This window comes from Streptomyces ochraceiscleroticus (genome assembly GCF_000720485.1).
In the GTDB taxonomy this organism is placed as follows: Bacteria; Actinomycetota; Actinomycetes; order Streptomycetales; family Streptomycetaceae; genus Streptomyces; species Streptomyces ochraceiscleroticus.
Genome location: NZ_JOAX01000011.1, coordinates 169,765 through 191,325, shown reverse-complemented (window position 1 = coordinate 191,325; position 21,561 = coordinate 169,765). Strand labels below are relative to the sequence as shown.

The following is a 21,561-nucleotide window of genomic DNA, read 5'->3' as shown; positions in this document are numbered from 1 at the left end:
CAAAAAGAACCGGCACACACGGCAGCACACGAAAGGCGTCCGGACCCAGTGGGGGTGAGCCCGTAAAGCGCCCTGCGATTATGTGGAACGCGCGACAAGTGTGACAAGAGTGCCCAGCCGCTCAATTCCCTTACCACCGTGGGCAGTACGACCCGTACCGTCCCGTTACGCGCGCCCGTACAGTGGTCGGGTGGCAGTGGGAGGCACCCGTCCCGGCAGCGAGGTCGTGCACGGCTATCCGCATCTGGAGACGGTCCGGGCGGCCGTGACCGCGCTGTACAAACGGATGTCGTACGACACGGTGCGCACCTTCGAGACCGCCGTGCCGCCCGTCGACGCGGCCTTCGGCGACGAGGAGGATCTGCACCTGGGCGTGCAGCGGGTGGCCCGCGCGATGGTGGCGCATCTGCGGCTGCCGGACGCCCGCATGATCGTCTCCTTCCGCGGGATGCGGCACGCCGCGAACGTCGAACTGACCGCGGGGCCCGAGTACTTCATCGAGCTCAACGACCGCTTCCGCCACCACCGCAGGGACATCGCCGCCGCCCTGGCGCACGAGGTGATGCACATCTATCTGCACCGCCTCGGCCTGTCCTTCCCCGGCACGCACGCCAACGAGATCCTCACCGACACCGCGACCGCCTACCTCGGCGCGGGCTGGCTGCTGCTGGACGCCTACCGCGAGCACGGCACGTCCTCGCAGAAGCTGGGCTACCTCACCCCCGAGGAGTTCGGCTACGTCCTCGCCAAGCGGGCGCTGTTCTTCGGCGAGGACCCGGCGCCGTGGTTCACCAGCCCGCAGGCGTACGACGCCTACCGCGCGGGGCGGCTGCGGGCGCTGGACGACATCCGGCGGCCGCCGCTGGCCGCCGCGGGCCGGGCCGACCGGTGGCGGTACGCGAAGGACCGGCGCGCCGCCCGCACACCGCGCCGCTCCCCCGGCCCGCCGCAGGACGCCGGATACGCCTTCGACGGCCCGGGCCCGCTCCGCGTCTCCTTCCCGTGCCCGGCCTGCCACCAGCGCATCCGGCTCCCCGTGCGCGGTCCGCTCCGTGCCCGTTGCGCGCTGTGCCGCACGGAGCTGGAGTGCGACACGTAACGGCTACAGCCAGTCGGTCTCGGGCGTGGCCGCCGCGAGCGTCGCCGCCGCGTTCTCGGTGATCGGGTCGCCGTGCGGTACGCACACCACCTCGACCCGCTCCAGCGCGGCCAGCCGCCGGAAGGAGGCGATGGCCCGCTCCCGGTCGATGTTCATGGGACCGAGCACCGCCCTGCCCTCGCCGGTGCCGATGAGGTCCCCGGGGAAGAGCACCCGGGACTCCGGGAGGTGCAGGGCGATGCCGCCGGGGGTGTGGCCGTGCGTGGCGAGGACGTGCACGGGCTCGCCCCATCCCTCCAGTACATCGCCGTCGTGCAGCTCGGTGTCGACCGCGACGGGGCGCGGCGGCTCGATGCCGGACTCCGCGAGACCCGCCATGATCTTCTCGTGCAGGAGGCGTTCGGCGGCGGTGAGGACCGGCTCCGGCTCCGGCACCTCCCCGCGGATGGCCGGGGCGTCGGGCGCGCCCGCCAGCACGGTGGCGCCGGTGGCCGCCGCGAGATCGGCGGCCGAGCCGGTGTGGTCGAGGTGGGAGTGGGTCAGCACGATCTGCCGGACGTCCTCGGGGCGCCCGCCGAGCCCGGCCAGCGCCGCCAGGACCGCCGGTGCCGAACCGGAGACGCCGGTGTCCACCAGGGCGTACCCGGGCCGCCCGGCAGGTCCGCCGGTCGGCAGCCGCACGATGTACACATGGCCCACGGGGAACGGGAGTTGCCATATCGCGGGGGTGAGCTGTCGGGTTGTCATGCGGTGAACCTACGGCGGCGCGGCCGTGCGGATCAGGCCTTCCGCTGTGGGCTGAGCACCGGCCGCAATGCCTCCACAACGGCCAAGTCCTCGGCCTTCGAGCGCGCTCCAGCGCCTAGGCTCGGCCGTATGAGCCCTTCCATCGCGACGAACAAGAAGGTCGAACTCGCCGAACTGCTGGAGTTCGTCCGCCCCCGGCACCGCGCCATCCTGCTGACCCGCCGGTCCGACGGCACCCCTCAGGGCTCGCCGCTGACCTGCGGCGTGGACGACTCGGGCCGGATCGTGATCTCGACGTACCCGGAGCGCGCCAAGGTACGCAACGCCCGCCGCGCGCCGTCCGTCAGCGTGATCGTCCTCTCCGACGAGTGGAACGGCCCCTGGGTGCAGGTGGACGGCGAGGCCGAGGTCATCGACGCGCCGGACTCGGTCGAGCCGCTGGTGGAGTACTTCCGCAACATCTCCGGCGAGCACCCGGACTGGGACGAGTACCGCGAGGCCATGCGCAAGCAGGGCAAGTCCATCATCCGCATCACCCCCCGCCGCTGGGGCCCCATCGCCACCGGCGGCTTCCCGGCGCGGCTGGTGGAGGACGAGGGCTGAGCGCCTGACACACCGGCGCCATACACACGCGCGGCGCCTGCCCTCACCGGTCGGGGAAGGGGCAGGCGCCGCATTTGTTCCGTACGTCGTTGTACGGGACATTCAGGGGTGACGGTGCGTCACACAGTGCGTCACACGGCCAGTGCGCGGTCCGTCGGCTTGATCGGGGCCGGCAGCGAGGACGCGCCGGTCAGGAAGCGGTCCACGCCCTTGGCCGCGGAGCGGCCCTCGGCGATGGCCCACACGATCAGCGACTGGCCGCGGCCGGCGTCACCGGCCACGAAGACGCCGGGGACGTTGGTCTCGAACTCGGCGTTGCGCGCGACGTTGCCGCGCTCGTCCAGCTCCAGGCCGAACTGCTCGACGAGGCCGTTCTCCTTGTCGGTGCCGGTGAAGCCCATGGCGAGGGTGACCAGCTGAGCGGGGATCTTCCGCTCGGTGCCCGGCTTCTGCTCCAGCTTGCCGTCCTTGAACTCCACCTCGACCAGGTGCAGCCACTGGACGTTGCCGTCCTCGTCGCCCTCGAAGTGGGTGGTGTTGACGGAGTAGATCCGCTCACCGCCCTCCTCGTGCGCGGAGGTGACCTTGTAGAGCATCGGGAACGTCGGCCAGGGCTGGCTCTCGTTCCGCTCCTCGCCCGGCTTGGGCATGATCTCCAGCTGGGTCACGGAGGCCGCGCCCTGGCGGTGGGCCGTGCCGACGCAGTCCGCGCCGGTGTCGCCGCCGCCGATGACGACGACGTGCTTGCCCTCGGCGGAGATCGGGGACGTGGTGAGGTCGCCCTCCTGGACCTTGTTCGCGAGCGGGAGGTACTCCATCGCGAAGTGGATGCCCTTGAGGTCGCGGCCGGGCACCGGCAGGTCGCGGGAGGTGGTCGAGCCCGCGGCGATCACGACGGCGTCGTAGCGACGGCGCAGCTTCGCCGCGTCGATGTCACGGCCGATCTCCGTCTCGGTGCGGAACTTGGTGCCCTCCGCGCGCATCTGCTCGATGCGGCGGTTGATGTGCCGCTTCTCCATCTTGAACTCGGGGATGCCGTAGCGGAGGAGACCACCGATACGGTCCGCGCGCTCGTAGACGGCGACGGTGTGACCCGCGCGGGTCAGCTGCTGGGCGGCGGCGAGACCCGCCGGGCCCGAGCCGATGACGGCGACGGTCTTGCCGGACAGGCGCTCGGGCGGCTGCGGGGTGACGTCCCCGTTGTCCCACGCCTTGTCGATGATGGAGACCTCGACGTTCTTGATGGTCACCGGCGGCTGGTTGATGCCCAGCACACAGGCGGCCTCGCACGGCGCGGGGCAGAGGCGACCGGTGAACTCCGGGAAGTTGTTGGTCGCGTGCAGCCGCTCGCTCGCGGCCTCCCAGTCGTTGCGGTACGCGTAGTCGTTCCACTCGGGGATGAGGTTCCCCAGCGGACAGCCGTTGTGGCAGAACGGGATGCCGCAGTCCATGCAGCGCGACGCCTGCTTGCTGATGATCGGCAGCAGGGAGCCGGGCCGGTAGACCTCGTTCCAGTCCTTGACCCGCTCCTCGACGGGACGGGTCTGAGCGACCTCGCGGTCGTGGTTCAGGAAGCCCTTGGGGTCAGCCATTGGTCGCCGCCTCCATCATCTTCTCGTGGGTCTCGGACTCGGAGAGTCCGGCCTGCTCAGCGGCGTCCTTGGCGGCGAGCACTGCCTTGTACGTGGGCGGGATGACCTTGCTGAAGCGCGCGGCCGCGGCATCCCAGTCGGCGAGGAGCTTCTCGGCGACGGTGGAGCCGGTCTCCTCCTGGTGGCGGCGCACCACGTCGTGCAGCCACTGCTTGTCGGTCTCGTCCAGCGCGTGCACCGCGGAGACGAGCTCCTTGTTGACGTTGGCCTTGTCCAGGTCGATGACGTAGGCGAAACCGCCGGACATGCCGGCCGCGAAGTTGCGGCCCGTCTCGCCGAGCACGACCGCGTTGCCGCCGGTCATGTACTCGCAGCCGTGGTCGCCCACGCCCTCGGAGACCACCGTGGCGCCGGAGTTGCGGACGCAGAAGCGCTCGCCGACCCGGCCGCGGAGGTACAGCTCGCCGCCGGTGGCGCCGTAGGCGAGGGTGTTGCCCGCGATGGTGGAGTACTCGGCCAGGTGGTCGGCGCCGCGGTCCGGGCGGACGATCACACGGCCGCCGGAGAGGCCCTTGCCGACGTAGTCGTTGGCGTCGCCCTCCAGGCGGAGGGTGACACCCTTCGGCAGGAACGCGCCGAAGGACTGGCCGGCCGAGCCGGTGAAGGTGATGTCGATGGTGTCGTCGGGCAGGCCCGCGCCACCGAACTTCTTCGTCACCTCGTGGCCCAGCATGGTGCCGACCGTGCGGTTGATGTTGCGGATGGCGACCTGCGCCCGTACGGGCTGGGCCTCCTCCGCGGTGTCCGCGGCGAGCGCGTCGGCGGCCAGCTTGATGAGCTGGTTGTCCAGCGCCTTCTCCAGGCCGTGGTCCTGCACGGTGATCTGGTGGCGGACGGCGCCCTCGGGCAGCTCGGGCACGTGCAGCAGCGGGGCCAGGTCCAGGCCCTGCGCCTTCCAGTGCGTCACGGCCTGGGTGGTGTCCAGCAGCTCGGCGTGGCCGACGGCCTCCTCCAGCGTGCGGAAGCCCAGCTCGGCGAGGAGCTCACGGACCTCCTCGGCGATGAACTGGAAGAAGTTGACGATGTACTCGGCCTTGCCGGTGAACCGCTCGCGCAGCGTCGGGTTCTGCGTGGCGATGCCGACCGGGCAGGTGTCCAGGTGGCAGACGCGCATCATGACGCAGCCGGAGACCACCAGCGGGGCGGTCGCGAAGCCGTACTCCTCGGCGCCCAGCAGGGCGGCGATGACCACGTCACGGCCGGTCTTCAGCTGGCCGTCGGTCTGCACGACGATGCGGTCGCGCAGGCCGTTGAGCAGCAGCGTCTGCTGGGTCTCGGCGAGGCCGAGCTCCCAGGGACCGCCCGCGTGCTTCAGCGAGGTGAGCGGGGAGGCACCCGTACCGCCGTCGTGGCCGGAGATCAGGACCACGTCCGCGTGCGCCTTGGAGACACCCGCGGCGACCGTGCCGACGCCGACCTCGGAGACCAGCTTCACGTGGATGCGGGCCTGCGGGTTGGCGTTCTTGAGGTCGTGGATCAGCTGAGCCAGGTCCTCGATGGAGTAGATGTCGTGGTGCGGCGGCGGGGAGATCAGGCCCACGCCCGGCGTCGAGTGACGCGTCTTGGCGACCCACGGGTAGACCTTGTGGCCGGGCAGCTGACCGCCCTCACCGGGCTTGGCGCCCTGGGCCATCTTGATCTGGATGTCGTCGGAGTTGACCAGGTACTCGCTCGTCACACCGAAGCGGCCGGAGGCGACCTGCTTGATGGAGGAGCGGCGCGCCGGGTCGTACAGGCGCTCCGGGTCCTCGCCGCCCTCACCGGTGTTGGACTTGCCGCCCAGCTGGTTCATGGCGATGGCGAGGGTCTCGTGCGCCTCCTGCGAGATGGAGCCGTACGACATGGCACCGGTCGAGAACCGCTTGACGATCTCGCTGGCCGGCTCGACCTCCTCGATCGGGATCGAGGGGCGGTCCGACTTGAAGCCGAACAGGCCGCGCAGCGTCATCAGCCGCTCGGACTGCTCGTTGACCCGCTCGGTGTACTTCTTGAAGATGTCGTACCGGCCCGAGCGCGCGGAGTGCTGCAGGCGGAAGACGGTCTCCGGGTCAAAGAGGTGCGGCTCGCCCTCGCGGCGCCACTGGTACTCGCCGCCGATGTCCAGCGCGCGGTGCGCCGGGGCGATGCCGGAGGCCGGGTACGCCTTGGCGTGCCGCTCGGCGACCTCCTTGGCGACGACGTCCAGGCCCGCGCCGCCGATCTTGGTGGCGGTGCCGTGGAAGTAGGTGTTGACGAACTCCTCGTCCAGGCCGACGGCCTCGAAGACCTGCGCGCCGCGGTAGGAGGCGACGGTGGAGATGCCCATCTTGGACATGACCTTCAGGACGCCCTTGCCGAGCGCCTTGATCAGGTTCTTGATGGCGGCCTCGGCCTCGACGCCGGACAGGAAGGTGCCGGCGCGGACCAGGTCCTCGACGGACTCCATGGCCAGGTACGGGTTGACCGCGGCGGCGCCGTAGCCGATCAGCAGCGCGACGTGGTGCACCTCGCGGACGTCACCGGCCTCGACGAGCAGACCCACCTGGGTGCGCTGCTTCGTACGGATGAGGTGGTGGTGGACGGCCGAGGTGAGCAGCAGCGACGGGATCGGCGCGTGCTCGGCGTCGGAGTGCCGGTCGGACAGCACGATCAGGCGCGCGCCGTCCTCGATGGCGGCCTCGGCCTCGGCGCAGATCTCGTCGATCCGGGCCGCGAGGGACTCCCCGCCGCCGTGCACGCGGTACAGGCCGGAGAGGGTGACGGCCGTCATCCCCGGCATGTCGCCGTCGGCGTTGATGTGGATGAGCTTGGCCAGCTCATCGTTGTCGATCACCGGGAAGGGCAGGGTGACGCTGCGGCAGGAGGCCGCGGTCGGCTCCAGCAGGTTGCCCTGCGGGCCCAGCGAGGAGATCAGCGAGGTGACGAGCTCCTCGCGGATGGCGTCCAGCGGCGGGTTGGTGACCTGCGCGAAGAGCTGGGTGAAGTAGTCGAAGAGCAGCCGGGGACGCTCGGAGAGCGCGGCGATCGGCGAGTCCGTGCCCATCGAACCGATGGGCTCGGCGCCGGCCTTGGCCATCGGCGCGAGGAGGACGCGCAGCTCCTCCTCGGTGTAGCCGAAGGTCTGCTGGCGGCGGGTGACCGAGGCGTGGGTGTGCACGATGTGCTCGCGCTCGGGGAGGTCCTCGAGCTCGATCTCGCCGGCCTCCAGCCACTCCGCGTACGGGTGCTCGGCGGCGAGGGCGCCCTTGATCTCGTCGTCCTCGACGATGCGGCGCTCGGCGGTGTCCACGAGGAACATCCGGCCGGGCTGCAGGCGGCCCTTGCGGACGACCTTGGCCGGGTCGATGTCCAGGACGCCGACCTCGGAAGAGAGCACGACGAGGCCGTCGTCGGTGACCCAGTAGCGGCCGGGGCGCAGGCCGTTGCGGTCGAGCACCGCGCCGACCTGGGTGCCGTCGGTGAAGGTGACGCAGGCCGGACCGTCCCAGGGCTCCATCATCGTGGAGTGGTACTGGTAGAAGGCGCGCCGGGCCGGGTCCATGGAGGGGCTGTTCTCCCACGCCTCCGGGACCATCATCAGCACGGAGTGCGGCAGCGAGCGGCCGCCGAGGTGGAGCAGCTCCAGGACCTCGTCGAAGGACGCGGAGTCCGAGGCGTCCGGCGTACAGACCGGGAAGAGGCGGTCCAGCGTCTCGGTCGCGTCACCGAAGAGCTTGCTGGAGAGCTGGGACTCGCGGGCGCGCATCCAGTTACGGTTGCCCTTGACCGTGTTGATCTCGCCGTTGTGCGCGACGAAGCGGTACGGGTGGGCCAGCGGCCAGCTCGGGAAGGTGTTGGTGGAGAACCGCGAGTGGACCAGCGCGATGGCGGTGGCGAAGCGGCGGTCGGACAGGTCCGGGAAGAACGGCTCGAGCTGCCCGGTGGTCAGCATGCCCTTGTACACAATCGTGCGCGCGGACAGCGACGGGAAGTACACGCCGGCCTCGCGCTCGGCGCGCTTGCGCAGCGCGAACGCCTTGCGGTCCAGCGCCAGCCCGGTGTTCTCGCCGTCGGCGACGAAGAGCTGGGAGAAGGCGGGCATGGTGGCGCGGGCGCCGTTGCCGAGAAGCTGCGGGGCAACGGGGACGACACGCCAGCCGAGGACGTTCAGGCCCTCCTCGGACGCGATCGTCTCGATCTTCGAGACGGCCGCCTGGGCCTCGTCGGCGTCCGAGGGGAGGAAGGCGATGCCCGCGGCGTAGGAGCCGGCCTCGGGCAGCTCGAACGTGACGTTCTCGCGCAGGAAGGCGTCGGGGATCTGGAGCAGGATGCCCGCACCGTCGCCGGAGTCGGGCTCGGAGCCGGTGGCGCCGCGGTGTTCGAGGTTCCGCAGGACGGTCAGCGCCTGTTCGACCAGCGCGTGGCTCGCCTCGCCGGTGAGGGTCGCGACGAAGCCGACGCCGCAGGCGTCGTGCTCGTTACGCGGGTCGTACATCCCCTGCTGGGCGGGGCGCCCATCCATGGGCGACCAGGCGGCGCTGGTAGCGCTGCCGGTGGTCGCGGAGTGCGTGGACGCGGAACGCATCGGCTCTCCCAACGTCGTCGTGGCATGTGCAGTGCCGAGGGACGACGTTGGCCCTCCGCGAAATTTTGCGTGCAGGTTACAGGATGACCCCGATCTCGTGAATCGGATAGGGGCTTCCAGCATGCGGACACCGCTCGAAGCGGTGGATCAAGAACGCGATGGGACAGATCATCGTCCGACAGCGCGGGTCACCGGTAAGCGACGTTGCCTCCGGCGCCAGAGCCTTATGCCCGCTGCACCAAAACTGAAACCGCGAGGTAACAGGTTAATTATGCGTCTGCACGCATAGGGGCGTCACCCTACGGCGGTTCCGAACAGCGCGCCCAGGACGTATGTCACACCCGCGGCGGCACCGCCGAGGGCCAACTGGCGCAGTCCGCTGTACCACCAGGACCGTGCCGTCACCCGTGCAACAACCGCACCGCAGGCGAAAAGTCCCAGCAGCGCGAGCAGCACGGCGGGCCACAGCGCGGAGGCGCCCAGCAGGTACGGCAGGACCGGCAGCAGCGCGCCCAGCGCGAAGGAGCCGAAGGAGGACGCGGCGGCGACCAGCGGCGAGGGCAGGTCGGACGGGTCGATGCCCAGCTCCTCGCGGGCGTGGATCTCCAGCGCCTGCTCCGGGTCCCTGGAGAGCTGCGCGGCCACCTCGCGGGCGAGGTCCGGGTCCACACCTCGCGACTCGTACAGCGCGGCCAGCTCGTCCTGCTCGTCCTTGGGGTGCTTGCGCAGCTCACGGCGCTCGATGTCCAGCTCGGCCTGGACCAGCTCGCGCTGCGAGGCGACCGAGGTGTACTCCCCGGCGGCCATCGAGAAGGCGCCGGCGGCCAGCCCGGCCAGCCCCGTGATGACGATCGTCTGCTGCGACACCGAGCCGCCGGCCACACCCGTCATCAGGGCGAGGTTCGAGACCAGCCCGTCCATGGCGCCGAAGACCGCCGGCCGCAGCCAGCCGCCGTTCACGTCACGGTGCGTGTGGTTGTCACGGTGGGCGACATGCGTCGGAGCCGACGCGTCCATGACATCAATGACGGACATAGGGACCTCTCCCTCCCTCGCGAGGTGTGGGCCGATGAGCGGCACTTCCCCCTGCAACACCTTTGAAGTTAGGCGCCTCACACCCCTTCGCGCTAGCAAGGAAGGCCGTACTTACCGCGCTGACCTGCGGCTTTGCCAAAGCCCTCGCCGTGAGATCCGGATCACACCCTCTCTTTCGCGACCCGCCGGATACGGCCATCACGACATCGCTCCGATCCGGCGCGATCTCCCCCCATTCGCGGCAAACCGGCCCTAGCATCCCTCAGACGCGTACGCATCCGGACCGGCCGGCGGAAGGGCACGCACATGAGCACACCGCACGCCCCCTCGCCCGTCCCGGTCACCCCGGGTGACCGGCCCGCCGATCTGCGGGACCGGGGCCGCGGCGCGCTGCTGGGCCTCGCCGTGGGCGACGCGCTCGGCGCCCCCGCGGAGAACATGAAGCCCTCGCAGATCCGCCGCCGCTGGGGCCGCATCGAAGGCTTCGTCGCGGAGGACCCGGCGGGCACCGACGACACCGAATACGCCATCTTCTCCGGCCTGCTGCTGGCCGAACACGGCTCGGCGCTCACCGTGGCGCACGTCGAGGCCGCCTGGCACCAGTGGATCGCCGACCTGGACGAGGGCCCCTTCCGCGGCGCCGGGTTCAGCGAACGCGGCACCCTGGAGAACCTCCGCCGGGGCCTCGCCGCACCGATTTCCGCTCAGCACCGGCATGCCTGGAGCGACGGACTGGCGATGCGGGCCGCGCCCTTCGGCGTACACGCGGCGGGCCGGCCCGCCGAGGCCGCCCGGCTGGTCGCGGTGGACGGCACGGTCAGCCACGACGGCGAGGGCATCTACGGCGGACAGGCCGTCGCCGCCGGGGTTGCGGCCGCGATGGTCGCCCGGACCACCGACGCGGTCATCGCCGCCGCGCTCTCCGTCGTCCCCGAGGACTCCTGGACGGCGCGCTCGCTGCGCCGGGCGGTCGCCGCGGCCCAGCGCTCCCGGCTGGACCCCGGCATCACCCGGCTCGGCACCGAACGCGCCGTACGGTCCGCCGTCGTCATCGGCGGCTACCCCTGGACCGACCTGGCGCCCGAAGCGGTCGGGCTGGCCTTCGGCGCGTTCGCCGCCGCGGCCGGCGACTTCCCCGCCTCGGTCCTCACCGCCGTCAATATGGGCCGCGACGCCGACACCACGGCGGCGGTCGCCGGCGCCCTGGCCGGCGCGCTGGGCGGCTTCGCCGCCGTCCCCGAGGACTGGGCGGCGGTCATCGCCCCCGCACGCGGCAGCTGCCTCCCGTCCATGGCGGGCTACCACGTCCTGGACATCGCCGACCTGCTGACACCCGCGGGCCGGGAGACGTCATGACCGCCTCCGGCCCGGACGGCGGCGCTGCCGGGGATGCCCCTGACCCGCCGCGGGCGGCTGCCGCACCGTCGGGGCCGTTCGCGCAGTTCCCCGCGCCCCTGATCGCCCTCCGGGCTCGCCCCACCCCCGCTGCGGGCAGTCGTGCCGCCGCCTCCCCACCCACCCCCGCTGCGGGCGGTTGTGCCGCTGGGGCGGCACGGGCGGGCGCAGCGGCACCCCCACCGGCGGGCAGCCGAACCCCGCACCCCCCGCCCACCCGCACCGGACCCGCGGCCGCCCCCCAAGAGGAGCCCCGCCGCGCCAGCGGCACCGGCACCGGCACCGGCACCCGAATCGAGGGCCTACTCCTGGGCATCGCCGCAGGAGACGCCGCGGGTTGGCCGGCGGCACGGCACCGCGCCGCCCGCATGCCCGAGTGGACCCGCCGCCTCACCCGCGAGCTCGACACCTTCGCCGAGCAGAACGCCACCACCACCCTCCCCGTCCCCATCGCCCTCAACCAGCCCCCCGAACCGCTCCGCCTGGGCCCCTCCGACGACGCCGAGTGGGCCGCCTTCACCGCCGGCTCCGTGCTCACCGCGGCCGGTGCCTTCCTCTCCGACCTCGGCCGGGACCGCCGGATGCGGGCAGCGCTCGACCTCGCCTGGACCGCGCTGGCCTGCGAGGTCGCGGCCGCCGCCGACCGGGCCCCGGAGGTGGAGTCGGCCGTACTGCCGCTGCGTGCCCGGATCTCCGTACGCGCAGGGCTCGGCAACCTCGCGGCCGGGCTGCGGCCGCCCGCCACCGGCCACGACAACCCGCACTTCTTCGACGACGCGGCCTGCGTGCGCGCCGCCGTACTGGCCGTCGTCCACCCCGGCGACCCGGAGGCCGCCGCCGGGCTCGCCGAGTTCGACGCCCGGTACACCCAGGACGGCGACGGCGTGCACGGCGCCCGCGCGATGGCCGCCGCGGTCGCCGCAGCGCTCGGCGGTGCCGACGTGGCCACCTGTGTGGAGGCCGCGCTCGCCCAGCTCCCCGAGGGCACCGAGATCCGCCGCAACGCGCTGCACGCCGTACGCCTGGCCGAGACCACCGCCGACGGCCGCCCCGGCGCCGCCTTCGCCCTGGTCCCCACCCTGGAGCACGAGATCGTCGACCATGTCTACAGCTACGGCATCGCCGCCGCCGAGACCGTGCCGGTCGCCCTCGCGCTGGCCCTCGCGGGCGGCGGCCGGACCGCCGAGGCGGTGCCCGCCGCCGCCTGCCTCTCCCGCGTCGCCGACTCCGCGCCCGCCCTGGCCGGCGCGCTGACCGGCGCCCTCGGCGGGGCCGCCGCGCTGCCCGCCGCCTGGCGCGACGCCTGCCGCACGCTCTCCGGCTGCGCGCTGCCACGGCTGGCCGGCACCGACCTGGTCGAGCTGGCCGAACTGCTCGCGGGCACCGAACTGACCACCCCGCAGACGCCCATGGCCACCCAGCAGACACCCCTGGCCACTCCACAGACGCCCCTGATCAGCCCGCAGACGCCCCTGGCGAAAGGACCGGCCGAGCCATGACCGACACCGCCGCACCACCCACCACCACGGCGTGCCCCTCGCTCGCCGACCGTACGGCCGGTGCCCTCGCCGGAGCCGCGGTCGGCGACGCGCTCGGCGGGCCCGTCGAGGGCTGGAGCCCGGAGCAGATCCGGGAGCGGCACGGCGGCCCGGTCCGCGGCATCGTCGGCCCGTGGCACGAGGACTGGCGTACCGCCCGGCCCCTCGCGCCGTACCACAAGGGCGACGGCCACGTCACCGACGACACCCTCATGACCCACGCGCTGATCAGGGTGTACGAGCAGGTCCGCGACCACCTCGACGCGTACGCCGTGGCCGAGCATCTGGTGCCGGACCTGATGACCCACCCCCGCTGGATCCCCGAGCTGGAGGCCGAGGCGCTGCCCCTGCAGCGCGTCTTCCTCGCGGAGAAGTGGCTCGTCACCCGGCTCCATTACGGGCACGCCGACCCCCGCGAGGCAGGCGTCGGCAACATCGTCAACTGCGGCGCCGCGATGTACATGGCACCGGTCGGCCTGGTCAACGCCGGTGATCCGCGCGGCGCTTACACCGAGGCGCTGGACGTCGCGGGCGCGCACCAGTCCTCGTACGGGCGGGAGGCGGCCGGCGTCCTCGCCGCGGCGGTGGCCGCGGCCTGCACGCCCGGTGCCACGCCCGACTCCGTGGTCGAGGCGGCCCTCGCCCTCGCCAAGGACGGCACGCGCACGGCCATCGAGGCGGTCTGTGAAGTGGCCGTGAAGTACGACGAGTCCGAGCCCGCTTTGCCGCAACTCCGGGGTGCTGTCTCGCCGTTCGACACCGTGGGGCCCGAGTACCGGCGGCCCTCTCTCGGCGCCCGGCGGCCCTCCCGGCTCCACTCCATCGAGGAACTCCCCATCGCACTCGGCCTGTTGCTGATCGGCGGCGGCGACTACCGCGAGACGGTACTCGGCGCCGTCAACTACGGCCGCGACTGCGACTCCATCGCCACCATGAGCGGCGCCCTGGTCGGCGCGCTCGGCCACCCCGTGCCCACCGAGTGGACCGCGGCCGTCTCCGAGGCCAGCCGCCTGGACCTCACGGCCCCCGCGGAAGCCCTCACCGCCGTGACCCGCGAGATCCACCACCGCGATCTCCTGCGCCGCCGCGCCCACGAGGCCGCGTTCGCCGCCCTCACGGAGGTCCGGTGACATATCCGCCTCCGTCGCTGCGGGTGACCTGGGTCCAGCCGGAGGACCTGCTCGGCCACGAGCTGCGGCAGGCCGCCGAGGACGGCCGCGACGCCACCGTGATCCGCCTCCGCTGGCACACCGCGGGCGGCGGCCCCGCGCCGGAACGGGCCGGCGCCTCCCCCGCGCCCGCCCCGCCGCACCTCCGGACCCTCGCCACCGCCCTCCTGGACGACCTGGCCACGCTGCCCTCCCCGCTGGCCGCCGACGAGCCCACGGACCTGGCGGCCGTCCGGGCCGCTGCCCCGCCTCCGCCGCCGGTGCCCACGGCGCCCGGGCTGCTCCCCCGCCTCGAAGCCGCGTGGCTGGGCCGCGCCGCAGGCTGCCTGCTCGGCAAGCCGGTCGAGAAGCTGCCGCTGGCCGGCATTCGCGAGATCGCCCGGTCGACCGCGAACTGGCCGCTGCACACCTGGTTCACCGAGGCCGGGCTGGACCCCGCGACCGCCGCCCGGTACCCGTGGAACCGCCGCAGCCGCGCCACCTCGCTCGCCGAGAACATCGACGGCATGCCGGAGGACGACGACCTGAACCACCCGGTGCTCGGCCTGCTCCTCCTCCGGCGCCACGGCCACGCCTTCACCACCGCCGACCTCGCCCGGCTGTGGCTGGAGGAGCTGCCGGCCGGCCGGACGTTCACCGCCGAGCGCGTCGCGTACCGCAACCTCCTCGACGGCATCGAACCGCCGGACACCGCCCGCTTCCGCAACCCCTTCCGCGAGTGGATCGGCGCCCTGATCAGGGCCGACATCCACGGCTGGACGCACCCGGGCGACCCGGCCGGGGCCGCGGCCGCCGCCTGGCGCGACGCGGTACTGAGCCATACCGCCAACGGTGTGTACGGGGCGATGTTCGTCGCCGCGGCCCTCGCCCGGGCCGCCGCCGGGGGCGCGGACGTGCACGCCTGCCTGCGTACCGGCCTCGCCGTCGTCCCGCCGCGCGCCCGGCTGGCCCGGGCCGTGCGCTTCGGCATCGCGGCGGCCCGGGAGGCGTCCGACCGTACGCCGGCCGGCTTCGAGACCGTGGTGGACCGGCTGCACGCCGCGTACGGACGGCACCACTGGGTGCACGTCCTGCCCAACGCCGCCCTGCTCGCCGCCGCCCTCACCCACGCCGACGGGGACTTCACCGGGTCGGTCTGCCGCGCCGTCTCCGGCGGCTGGGACACGGACTCCAACGGCGCGACGGCCGGCTCCCTCACCGGCCTCCTGGCCGGCTCCCCCGAAGCGCTCCCCGCCCGCTGGACCGCCCCGCTGGCCAATCGCCTGGCCACCGGCATCGGCGGCCTGGACGGCATCGGCTTCGACGCGCTGGCCCGCGAAACGGCGGCCCTCGCGGTCACCGCCCCGCCCGACGAAAAACGGGCCGCGGCCCCCGATGAGGACCACGACCCGCTGTGCCCGGCGGACGGCCGGGACTAGAGCTTCTTGTTGCCGGTGTGCTCGGCGTCTTCCGTGCGCTCGGCGCCGTCCTTCGCCCGCCCGGCGTCGTCCGCCCGGTCGGCGTCTTCCGTCCGGTCGGCGGGCGCGTCGTCATCGGCGGGGCTGTCGGCCGGGCCGTCACCCGCACCGTCCGCCGCGTCGTCCTCCGGCTCGTCCGCTCCCGGCTCGACGACCGCCTCCCGGCCCGGCGACCGCTTCGCCGAGAGCACCATGTACACCAGCGCCAGGACCAGCACGATCAGCGCCGTCCATACGTTCAGCCGCAGGCCCAGGATGTGGTGCGCCTCGTCGACCCGCATGTACTCGATCCACGCCCGGCCCGCGCAGTACGACGCGACGTACAGCGCGAACGCCCGGCCGTGCCCCAGCTTGAACCGCCGGTCCGCCCAGATGACCAGGATCGCGACGCCGATGCACCACAGGGACTCGTACAGGAACGTGGGGTGGTACGTGCCGCCCACGCGCCCGATCGCCGGGTCCGAGGTGATCTGCAGCGCCCACGGTACGTCCGTCTTCCTGCCGTACAGCTCCTGGTTGAACCAGTTGCCCCAGCGGCCCATCGCCTGCGCCAGCGCGATGCCCGGCGCAACCGCGTCCGCGTACGCCGGGAGCGGGATGCCCCGGCGGCGGCAGCCGATCCAGGCACCCACCGCGCCCAGCGCGATCGCGCCCCAGATGCCGAGGCCGCCCTCCCAGACGTAGAACGCCTTGATCGGGTCACCGCCCTCGCCGAAGTACGGCTCATACGTCGTGATGACGTGGTAGAGCCGCCCTCCGACCAGGCCGAACGGCACCGCCCACACGGCGATGTCGGCGACCGTCCCGCTTTGGCCACCGCGCTGGATCCAGCGCTTGTTGCCGAGCCAGACGGCGATGAAGACGCCGATGATGATGCAGAATGCGTAGCCGCGCAGCGGGATCGGGCCGAGATGCACGACGCCGGTCGACGGGCTGGGAATGAATGCGAGGTCCATGGCAGCCCTGACGCTACCGCGCCGGGCGGGCCCGGCGGCAACCCACCCCGCAACGGCTCAGTAACGACCCCCCGTACGGCACTTCTGCGCCGTGCTTCTCTTCTTCACTTCTTCTTGTTCGCGTCCAGCACCATCTGCTTCAGCTTCTGCGGGGTCATCTGCGCGCTCTGGTCGGCGAAGAGGTTCTTCCCGTTGAGCAGGACGGTCGGGGTGCCCTGGAATCCGCCGCCCTGGAACGCCTCCTGCGACTTCTGCACGAAGCCGTTGTACTTCCCGTCCTGCACGCAGGAGCGGAAGTCCTGCGTCACCAGGCCCGGGACCTTCCCCGCCAGCTGGATCAGATACTTCTTGCTCGCGTACTTGTCCTGCTGCTCGGGGGGCTGGTTGCTGAACAGCACGTCGTGGTAATCGCGGAACTTGCCGGCGCTCTGCGCGCACAGGGCCGCATTGCCGGCGTTCAGCGAGCCCTTGCCGCCCATGTTGCCGTCGATGAGCAGGGCGAGGTGGTAGTCGGTCCGGAGCTGACCGTTGTCCTGGAGCTCATGGAGGGTCGAGCGGAAGCCCGTCTCGAACTGCTTGCAGGCGGGGCAGCGGAAGTCCTCCCACACCTGCAGCGTGGACGGGGCGCTCTTCTCGCCGACGGTGACCATCGGCTTGGCCCCGCCCGTCGCCCCCTTCGGCGCGGCGACCGGCGCGCTCTTGTCCTCGCCCGTCGACGACGCCCAGAGGGCGATGCCGGCGGCCACCGCCAGGACGACGACCACCGCCCCGGCGACCTTCGCCTGCCTGCCGCGCCGGGCGCGGGCCTTTTCCTTCTCGCGCTGTGCCTGCAGCCGCTCGCGGGCGCTGCCATCGGCTCGGGATTTCTGGCTCACACCCGTGAAAAACGAGGCGGAGGGACGCGACTGCGCCCCTCCGCCCCGGTTTTCGTCCTATCGAGGGACCCGCCCGGCGTGGGCTTTACGCACGCCGGGTGCGGGCGTTATGCCCGTACGCCCTTGGCCAGCTCTCCGGCCAGCTCGCGTACGCCCGCGAGCCCGGCCTCCAGGTCGCCCTCGTGCGCCAGCAGCCGCTTCACGAACGCGGAGCCGACGATGACTCCGTCGGCGAACTGCGCGACCTCCGTCGCCTGGGTGGCGTTGGAGACGCCGAGGCCCACGCAGACCGGCAGGTCGGTGGTGGCCCGGGTGCGGGTGACCAGGCCCTGGGCCTCCCAGCCGACGGACTCGCGAGTACCGGTGACGCCCATCAGCGACGCCGCGTACACAAAGCCCGTACCGGCAGCGGTGATCTTGGCGAGCCGCTCGTCCCGGCTGCTCGGCGCGACCACGAAGACCGTGGCCAGGCCGTGCTGCTCGGCGGCCTTCCGCCACACCTCGGACTCCTCGACCGGCAGGTCCGGCAGGATGCAGCCGGCGCCGCCCGCGGCGGCCAGGTCGGCGGCGAACCGCTCCACGCCGTACGCGTCGACCGGGTTCCAGTACGTCATGCACAGCACCGGCGCACCGGTGGCGGCGTGCGCCTCGCCGACCGTGCGGATCACGTCGACGATCTTGACGCCGCCGCGCAGCGCGATGTCGTCGGCGGTCTGGATGACCGGGCCGTCCAGCACCGGGTCGCTGTGCGGCAGGCCGACCTCGACGACGTCGCAGCCGCCCTCGATCATCGCGGTGACGGCGCGCACCCCGCCGTCCACGGTCGGGAAGCCGGCCGGGAGGTACCCGACCAGGGCCGCGCGGCCCTCGGCCTTGGCGCCGGCCAGTACAGAGCTCAGCAGCTCGAGGTTGCCCGCCATCACTTGGTCCCCTCCTCGTGCGCGCCGAGCGCGGTGTCCGTGGCGTCGGTGTCGTCCGCCTCGACCGCGTCGTCGGCGGGCGCGTCGTACAGCCCGAAGTACCGCGCTGCCGTGTCCATGTCCTTGTCGCCGCGGCCGGACAGGTTGACCAGGATCAGCCCGTCCTTGCCCAGCTCGCGGCCCACCTCCAGCGCGCCGGCGAGCGCGTGCGCGCTCTCGATGGCGGGGATGATGCCCTCGGTCTGCGAGAGCAGCCGCAGCGCCTGCATGGCCGCGTCGTCGGTGACGGCGCGGTACTCGGCGCGCCCGACGTCCTTGAGGTAGGAGTGCTCGGGCCCGATGCCCGGGTAGTCCAGGCCCGCGGAGATCGAGTACGGCTCGGTGATCTGGCCGTCCTCGTCCTGCAGGACGTAGGAGCGGGAGCCGTGCAGGATGCCCGGGGTGCCCTCGGTGAGGGTGGCCGCGTGCTCGCCGGTCTCCACGCCGTGGCCGCCCGGCTCGCAGCCGATCAGGCGGACGTCCTCGTCGGGCAGGAAGGCGTGGAAGAGGCCGATGGCGTTGGAGCCGCCGCCGACGCAGGCCACGGCCGCGTCGGGCAGCCGTCCGGCGCGCTCCAGGAGCTGCCGGCGCGCCTCCACGCCGATGACGCGGTGGAAGTCGCGGACCAGGGCGGGGAAGGGGTGCGGACCGGCGACCGTACCGAAGAGGTAGTGGGTCCGGTCGACGTTGGCGACCCAGTCGCGGAACGCCTCGTTGATCGCGTCCTTCAGCGTGCGGCTGCCGGACTTCACGGCGATGACCTCGGCGCCGAGCATCCGCATCCGGGCGACGTTGAGCGCCTGGCGCTCGGTGTCGATCTCGCCCATGTAGATGGTGCATTCGAGGCCGAAGAGGGCGCAGGCGGTCGCGGTGGCGACGCCGTGCTGGCCCGCGCCGGTCTCGGCGATGACGCGGGTCTTGCCCATGCGCTTGGTGAGCAGCGCCTGGCCCAGCACGTTGTTGATCTTGTGCGAGCCGGTGTGGTTCAGGTCCTCGCGCTTGAGGAAGATCCGCGCGCCGCCCGCGTGCTCGGCGAACCGCGGCACCTCCGTGAGGGCGCTCGGCCGGCCGGTGTAGTTGACCATCAGGTCGTTGAGCTCGGCCGCGAAGGCGGGGTCCGCCTTGGCCTTCTCGTACTCCTCGGCGACCTCGTCGACCGCGGCGACCAGCGCCTCGGGGATGAACTTGCCGCCGAAGGCACCGAAGTACCCCTGGGCGCTGGGGATCCGGCCCTCGGGGTCGGGAATGAAGAAGTCAGACGACATCCGACGTACTCCTCGTTCGGGGCGCACACATACGCCCCGGAAGTCTCGATATCTCGAAATACGGGCATCAAGCTACGTGCCGCGCACCACGGGCCCGGGTGTCACACTCCGCCGGAGCACCCGCAGGGGTGTCCGGTCAGGCGTGCGAGCCCGCGCGCAGCGCGGCCGTACGGCGCCATCGGCGCCCGTTGATCTGCCCCGGCTCCGAGCCGATGTGGTACCGGACGCGGCGTCCGTGGATGCGTCGCGCGGGCGCCCGGCAGCCGCGCGGCCTGCACCCGCGCCCCAGGGCCGCGTGCGGCAGGCGCGCGGCGCTCACCGCTGCCGGGCGCAGGCCCGGAAGCGGCGGCTGGGTGCGGGCGGCGGTCATGAGGGTCAGTCCCGTCCGTGCCGGATGGCGGGGTGCGAGCCGGCCGCGACGAGGTCGGCGACGGCGGCCTTCGGGTCCTTGCCGGTGACCAGCGACTCGCCGACGAGGACGGCGTCCGCGCCTTCGTTGGCGTACGCGATGAGGTCGTGCGGCCCGCGGACGCCGGACTCGGCGATCTTGACGATGTGGTCCGGGATCTCGGGGGCGACGCGGCCGAAGTTGCCGCGGTCGACCTTGAGGGTCTTCAGGTCGCGGGTGTTCACGCCGATGATCTTCGCCCCGGCGGCCACCGCGCGCTCGACCTCTTCCTCGTCGTGCGCCTCGACCAGCGGGGACAGCCCGATCGACTCGGCCCGCTCGATGAGCGAGACCAGCGCCTCCTGCTCCAGCGCGGCCACGATCAGCAGCGCCAGGTCGGCGCCGTACGCGCGGGCCTCCCAGAGCTGGTACGCGCTGACGATGAAGTCCTTGCGCAGGATCGGGATGTCGACCTTGGCCCGGACGGCCTCCAGGTCGGCCAGCGAGCCGCCGAAGCGGCGCTGCTCGGTGAGGACGGAGATGACGGCCGCGCCGCCCGCTTCGTAGTCGGCGGCGAGCCCGGCCGGGTCGGCGATGGCGGCCAGCGCGCCCTTGGACGGGCTGGAGCGCTTGACCTCGCAGATCACGCGCACGCTGTCGCCCTTGAGGGCGGCCACGCCGTCCTTGGCGGGGGCGGCCTTCTGTGCCCGCTCCTTCAGCTCGTCGAGGCTGACGCGCGCCTGTCGCTCGGCGAGGTCGGCGCGGACTCCGTCGATGATCTCGTCGAGCACACTCACGCGAGCGGCCTCCTTCTTGAGCGGTGGAGGAAAACTGTCACCCTCGGGGACGCGGTGCGCTCCCAGCAGGCACTCCGATGGTATCCGGCCAGGGGCGGTAGCCCCGCATCCGCCTGTCGGCGGTCCCACAACATGGACAGGTACCGGCCGCGCGAGCGCTCCCCGGCGGGCGCGAAAACGGCGCGGATCATGGGGCGAGAACCGATCCGGCGGGCACGTTGCGTACCACCGTGAAGAGCAGCACGACACCGCCGACGAGCCACCAGTGGACGGGTCTCGGACGCGGCCCGGCGACCGGCAGCCCGCGGGCGGCCCGCACCAGCCAGGCCGCCCAGAACACCGCGAACGCGGCGTAGCCGAGCACTGCCAGGGTGTTGGCGCCCAGCGCCGCGCCCAGGTCGCCGTGGGCCACCGCGTGCGCGCTGCGGAGCCCGCCGCACGCCGGGCAGTACAGGCCGGTGAGCCGCAGCAGCGGGCAGACGGGGTAGTGCCCCGCCTCGTTGGGGTCGACGGCGCCGACGTACGCGAAGGCCGCCAGGACCGTCGCCAGGGCGCCCAGCGGGGCCGCGAGGCGGCGCGCCGCGCCGGCGCGCGCGGCAGGGGCCGGGGGCGGTTGCTGCGGGCTGCGCGCCACGGGTTCGGTCACGGTCCCGATTGTTCCCCCCTACGCGCGAAGGCGCAGCTTTCCCGCCGCCGCACGGGCCGTTCCGCGCCATGAGCGCGGGGCGTGCGGGCGGCCGGGAAGCCGCGCCTTCGTCGTCGGGCGTCGGGCGTCCGAACGGGCGGTCAGCTCTCCTGCGGCTGGGGGCTGCCCTTGGCGCGCTTGGGCTCGGAGCCCATGCCCGCCAGCCGCATCAGGCCGCCGACGACCGCACCGGCGAAGATGAGAACGATGCCGGCCCAGAAGCCGGGCACGTTGGCGAGCACCGTGAAGACGCCCGCGACGCAGAAGCCGATGAACGAAATGATGACGCCGGTCCAGGCAGCCGGGGTGTGTCCGTGGCCGTGGCCATTGCTCGACATGAGTGCTCCTCGTTGCTTTCTCGCGCCTGGGTCGGGGCGCGGCGTTCGCTCGGAATCATT

General features: G+C 72.7%; 18 protein-coding genes. 6 read left to right on the top strand and 12 right to left on the bottom strand.

Annotated features, from left to right (window positions below):
• Positions 1-190 precede the first annotated feature (190 nt).
• Positions 191-1,099 (top strand): hypothetical protein, encoded by a 909-nt coding sequence (locus IG84_RS0116455; RefSeq protein WP_245659370.1) that lies wholly within the window; start codon positions 191-193, stop codon positions 1,097-1,099.
• A gap of 3 nt (positions 1,100-1,102) precedes the next feature.
• Here IG84_RS0116455 and IG84_RS0116450 read toward each other — a convergent pair whose 3' ends face one another.
• Positions 1,103-1,846, bottom strand: coding sequence for an MBL fold metallo-hydrolase (locus tag IG84_RS0116450; protein ID WP_031057102.1), 744 nt, complete (start codon positions 1,844-1,846; stop codon positions 1,103-1,105).
• Positions 1,847-1,975: 129 nt separating this feature from the next.
• On the opposite strand from IG84_RS0116450, the gene IG84_RS0116445 reads away from it, so the two are divergent.
• Complete coding sequence (locus tag IG84_RS0116445) at positions 1,976-2,449, top strand: PPOX class F420-dependent oxidoreductase (protein ID WP_031057100.1); 474 nt, start codon at positions 1,976-1,978, stop codon at positions 2,447-2,449.
• A gap of 131 nt (positions 2,450-2,580) precedes the next feature.
• On the opposite strand, the gene IG84_RS0116440 is transcribed toward IG84_RS0116445, so the two are convergent.
• From IG84_RS0116440 to IG84_RS0116430, 3 genes are all read right to left on the bottom strand, one after another.
• The gene (locus IG84_RS0116440) at positions 2,581-4,041 is read right to left on the bottom strand and encodes a glutamate synthase subunit beta (protein WP_031057097.1); all 1,461 of its coding nucleotides are present in this window, start codon (positions 4,039-4,041) and stop codon (positions 2,581-2,583) included.
• Complete coding sequence (gltB, locus tag IG84_RS0116435) at positions 4,034-8,581, bottom strand: glutamate synthase large subunit (protein WP_031057093.1); 4,548 nt, start codon at positions 8,579-8,581, stop codon at positions 4,034-4,036. Before gltB ends, IG84_RS0116440 begins: the two co-directional genes overlap by 8 nt.
• A gap of 357 nt (positions 8,582-8,938) precedes the next feature.
• Complete coding sequence (locus IG84_RS0116430) at positions 8,939-9,679, bottom strand: VIT1/CCC1 transporter family protein (protein WP_382467347.1); 741 nt, start codon at positions 9,677-9,679, stop codon at positions 8,939-8,941.
• A gap of 306 nt (positions 9,680-9,985) precedes the next feature.
• Between IG84_RS0116430 and IG84_RS0116425 the strand changes: the two genes are divergently transcribed.
• From IG84_RS0116425 to IG84_RS0116410, 4 genes are read left to right on the top strand one after another with little or no spacing between them, the layout of a single operon-like run.
• Positions 9,986-11,035, top strand: a complete 1,050-nt coding sequence (locus tag IG84_RS0116425; RefSeq protein WP_107053892.1) for an ADP-ribosylglycohydrolase family protein — start codon at positions 9,986-9,988, stop codon at positions 11,033-11,035.
• A complete protein-coding gene (locus IG84_RS0116420) occupies positions 11,032-12,573 on the top strand; it encodes an ADP-ribosylglycohydrolase family protein (protein WP_342668438.1) in 1,542 nt (513 codons plus the stop codon). Before IG84_RS0116425 ends, IG84_RS0116420 begins: the two co-directional genes overlap by 4 nt.
• A complete protein-coding gene (locus IG84_RS0116415; RefSeq protein WP_031057082.1) occupies positions 12,570-13,742 on the top strand; it encodes an ADP-ribosylglycohydrolase family protein in 1,173 nt (390 codons plus the stop codon). Before IG84_RS0116420 ends, IG84_RS0116415 begins: the two co-directional genes overlap by 4 nt.
• Complete coding sequence (locus IG84_RS0116410) at positions 13,739-15,199, top strand: ADP-ribosylglycohydrolase family protein (RefSeq protein WP_078648868.1); 1,461 nt, start codon at positions 13,739-13,741, stop codon at positions 15,197-15,199. Before IG84_RS0116415 ends, IG84_RS0116410 begins: the two co-directional genes overlap by 4 nt.
• On the opposite strand, the gene lgt is transcribed toward IG84_RS0116410, so the two are convergent.
• The 8 genes from lgt to IG84_RS0116370 all read right to left on the bottom strand — a co-directional run bounded on the left by lgt (position 15,196) and on the right by IG84_RS0116370 (position 21,501).
• Positions 15,196-16,194, bottom strand: a complete 999-nt coding sequence (gene lgt / locus IG84_RS0116405; RefSeq protein ID WP_031057077.1) for a prolipoprotein diacylglyceryl transferase — start codon at positions 16,192-16,194, stop codon at positions 15,196-15,198. The genes IG84_RS0116410 and lgt overlap by 4 nt on opposite strands.
• 104 nt (positions 16,195-16,298) lie before the next feature.
• Complete coding sequence (locus IG84_RS0116400) at positions 16,299-17,069, bottom strand: DsbA family protein (protein WP_031057075.1); 771 nt, start codon at positions 17,067-17,069, stop codon at positions 16,299-16,301.
• A 107-nt stretch (positions 17,070-17,176) separates the two neighbouring features.
• Positions 17,177-17,989: a tryptophan synthase subunit alpha gene (gene trpA, locus IG84_RS0116395; protein WP_031057071.1), complete on the bottom strand. Its 813-nt coding sequence runs from the start codon at positions 17,987-17,989 to the stop codon at positions 17,177-17,179.
• Complete coding sequence (gene trpB / locus IG84_RS0116390) at positions 17,989-19,293, bottom strand: tryptophan synthase subunit beta (protein WP_031057070.1); 1,305 nt, start codon at positions 19,291-19,293, stop codon at positions 17,989-17,991. Before trpB ends, trpA begins: the two co-directional genes overlap by 1 nt.
• 136 nt (positions 19,294-19,429) lie before the next feature.
• On the bottom strand, positions 19,430-19,663 hold the full coding sequence (gene trpM, locus IG84_RS0116385) for a tryptophan biosynthesis modulator TrpM (protein ID WP_031057066.1): 234 nt from the start codon (positions 19,661-19,663) through the stop codon (positions 19,430-19,432).
• Positions 19,664-19,668: 5 nt separating this feature from the next.
• Positions 19,669-20,478 (bottom strand): indole-3-glycerol phosphate synthase TrpC, encoded by an 810-nt coding sequence (gene trpC, locus IG84_RS0116380; RefSeq protein ID WP_031057063.1) that lies wholly within the window; start codon positions 20,476-20,478, stop codon positions 19,669-19,671.
• A gap of 187 nt (positions 20,479-20,665) precedes the next feature.
• A complete protein-coding gene (locus IG84_RS0116375; RefSeq protein WP_078648865.1) occupies positions 20,666-21,124 on the bottom strand; it encodes a DUF2752 domain-containing protein in 459 nt (152 codons plus the stop codon).
• A 140-nt stretch (positions 21,125-21,264) separates the two neighbouring features.
• A complete protein-coding gene (locus tag IG84_RS0116370) occupies positions 21,265-21,501 on the bottom strand; it encodes an HGxxPAAW family protein (protein ID WP_031057058.1) in 237 nt (78 codons plus the stop codon).
• Positions 21,502-21,561 lie beyond the last annotated feature (60 nt).

What these genes read in the sequence shown, in the direction of transcription:
- IG84_RS0116450 (WP_031057102.1), bottom strand. Translation starts at nt 1,846, where the DNA reads ATGACAACCCGACAGCTCACCCCCGCGATATGGCAACTCCCGTTCCCC.
- IG84_RS0116445 (WP_031057100.1), top strand. Translation starts at nt 1,976, where the DNA reads ATGAGCCCTTCCATCGCGACGAACAAGAAGGTCGAACTCGCCGAACTG.
- IG84_RS0116440 (WP_031057097.1), bottom strand. Translation starts at nt 4,041, where the DNA reads ATGGCTGACCCCAAGGGCTTCCTGAACCACGACCGCGAGGTCGCTCAG.
- gltB (WP_031057093.1), bottom strand. Translation starts at nt 8,581, where the DNA reads ATGGATGGGCGCCCCGCCCAGCAGGGGATGTACGACCCGCGTAACGAG.
- IG84_RS0116430 (WP_382467347.1), bottom strand. Translation starts at nt 9,679, where the DNA reads ATGTCCGTCATTGATGTCATGGACGCGTCGGCTCCGACGCATGTCGCC.
- IG84_RS0116425 (WP_107053892.1), top strand. Translation starts at nt 9,986, where the DNA reads ATGAGCACACCGCACGCCCCCTCGCCCGTCCCGGTCACCCCGGGTGAC.
- IG84_RS0116420 (WP_342668438.1), top strand. Translation starts at nt 11,032, where the DNA reads ATGACCGCCTCCGGCCCGGACGGCGGCGCTGCCGGGGATGCCCCTGAC.
- IG84_RS0116415 (WP_031057082.1), top strand. Translation starts at nt 12,570, where the DNA reads ATGACCGACACCGCCGCACCACCCACCACCACGGCGTGCCCCTCGCTC.
- lgt (WP_031057077.1), bottom strand. Translation starts at nt 16,194, where the DNA reads ATGGACCTCGCATTCATTCCCAGCCCGTCGACCGGCGTCGTGCATCTC.
- trpA (WP_031057071.1), bottom strand. Translation starts at nt 17,989, where the DNA reads ATGGCGGGCAACCTCGAGCTGCTGAGCTCTGTACTGGCCGGCGCCAAG.
- trpB (WP_031057070.1), bottom strand. Translation starts at nt 19,293, where the DNA reads ATGTCGTCTGACTTCTTCATTCCCGACCCCGAGGGCCGGATCCCCAGC.
- trpM (WP_031057066.1), bottom strand. Translation starts at nt 19,663, where the DNA reads ATGACCGCCGCCCGCACCCAGCCGCCGCTTCCGGGCCTGCGCCCGGCA.
- IG84_RS0116370 (WP_031057058.1), bottom strand. Translation starts at nt 21,501, where the DNA reads ATGTCGAGCAATGGCCACGGCCACGGACACACCCCGGCTGCCTGGACC.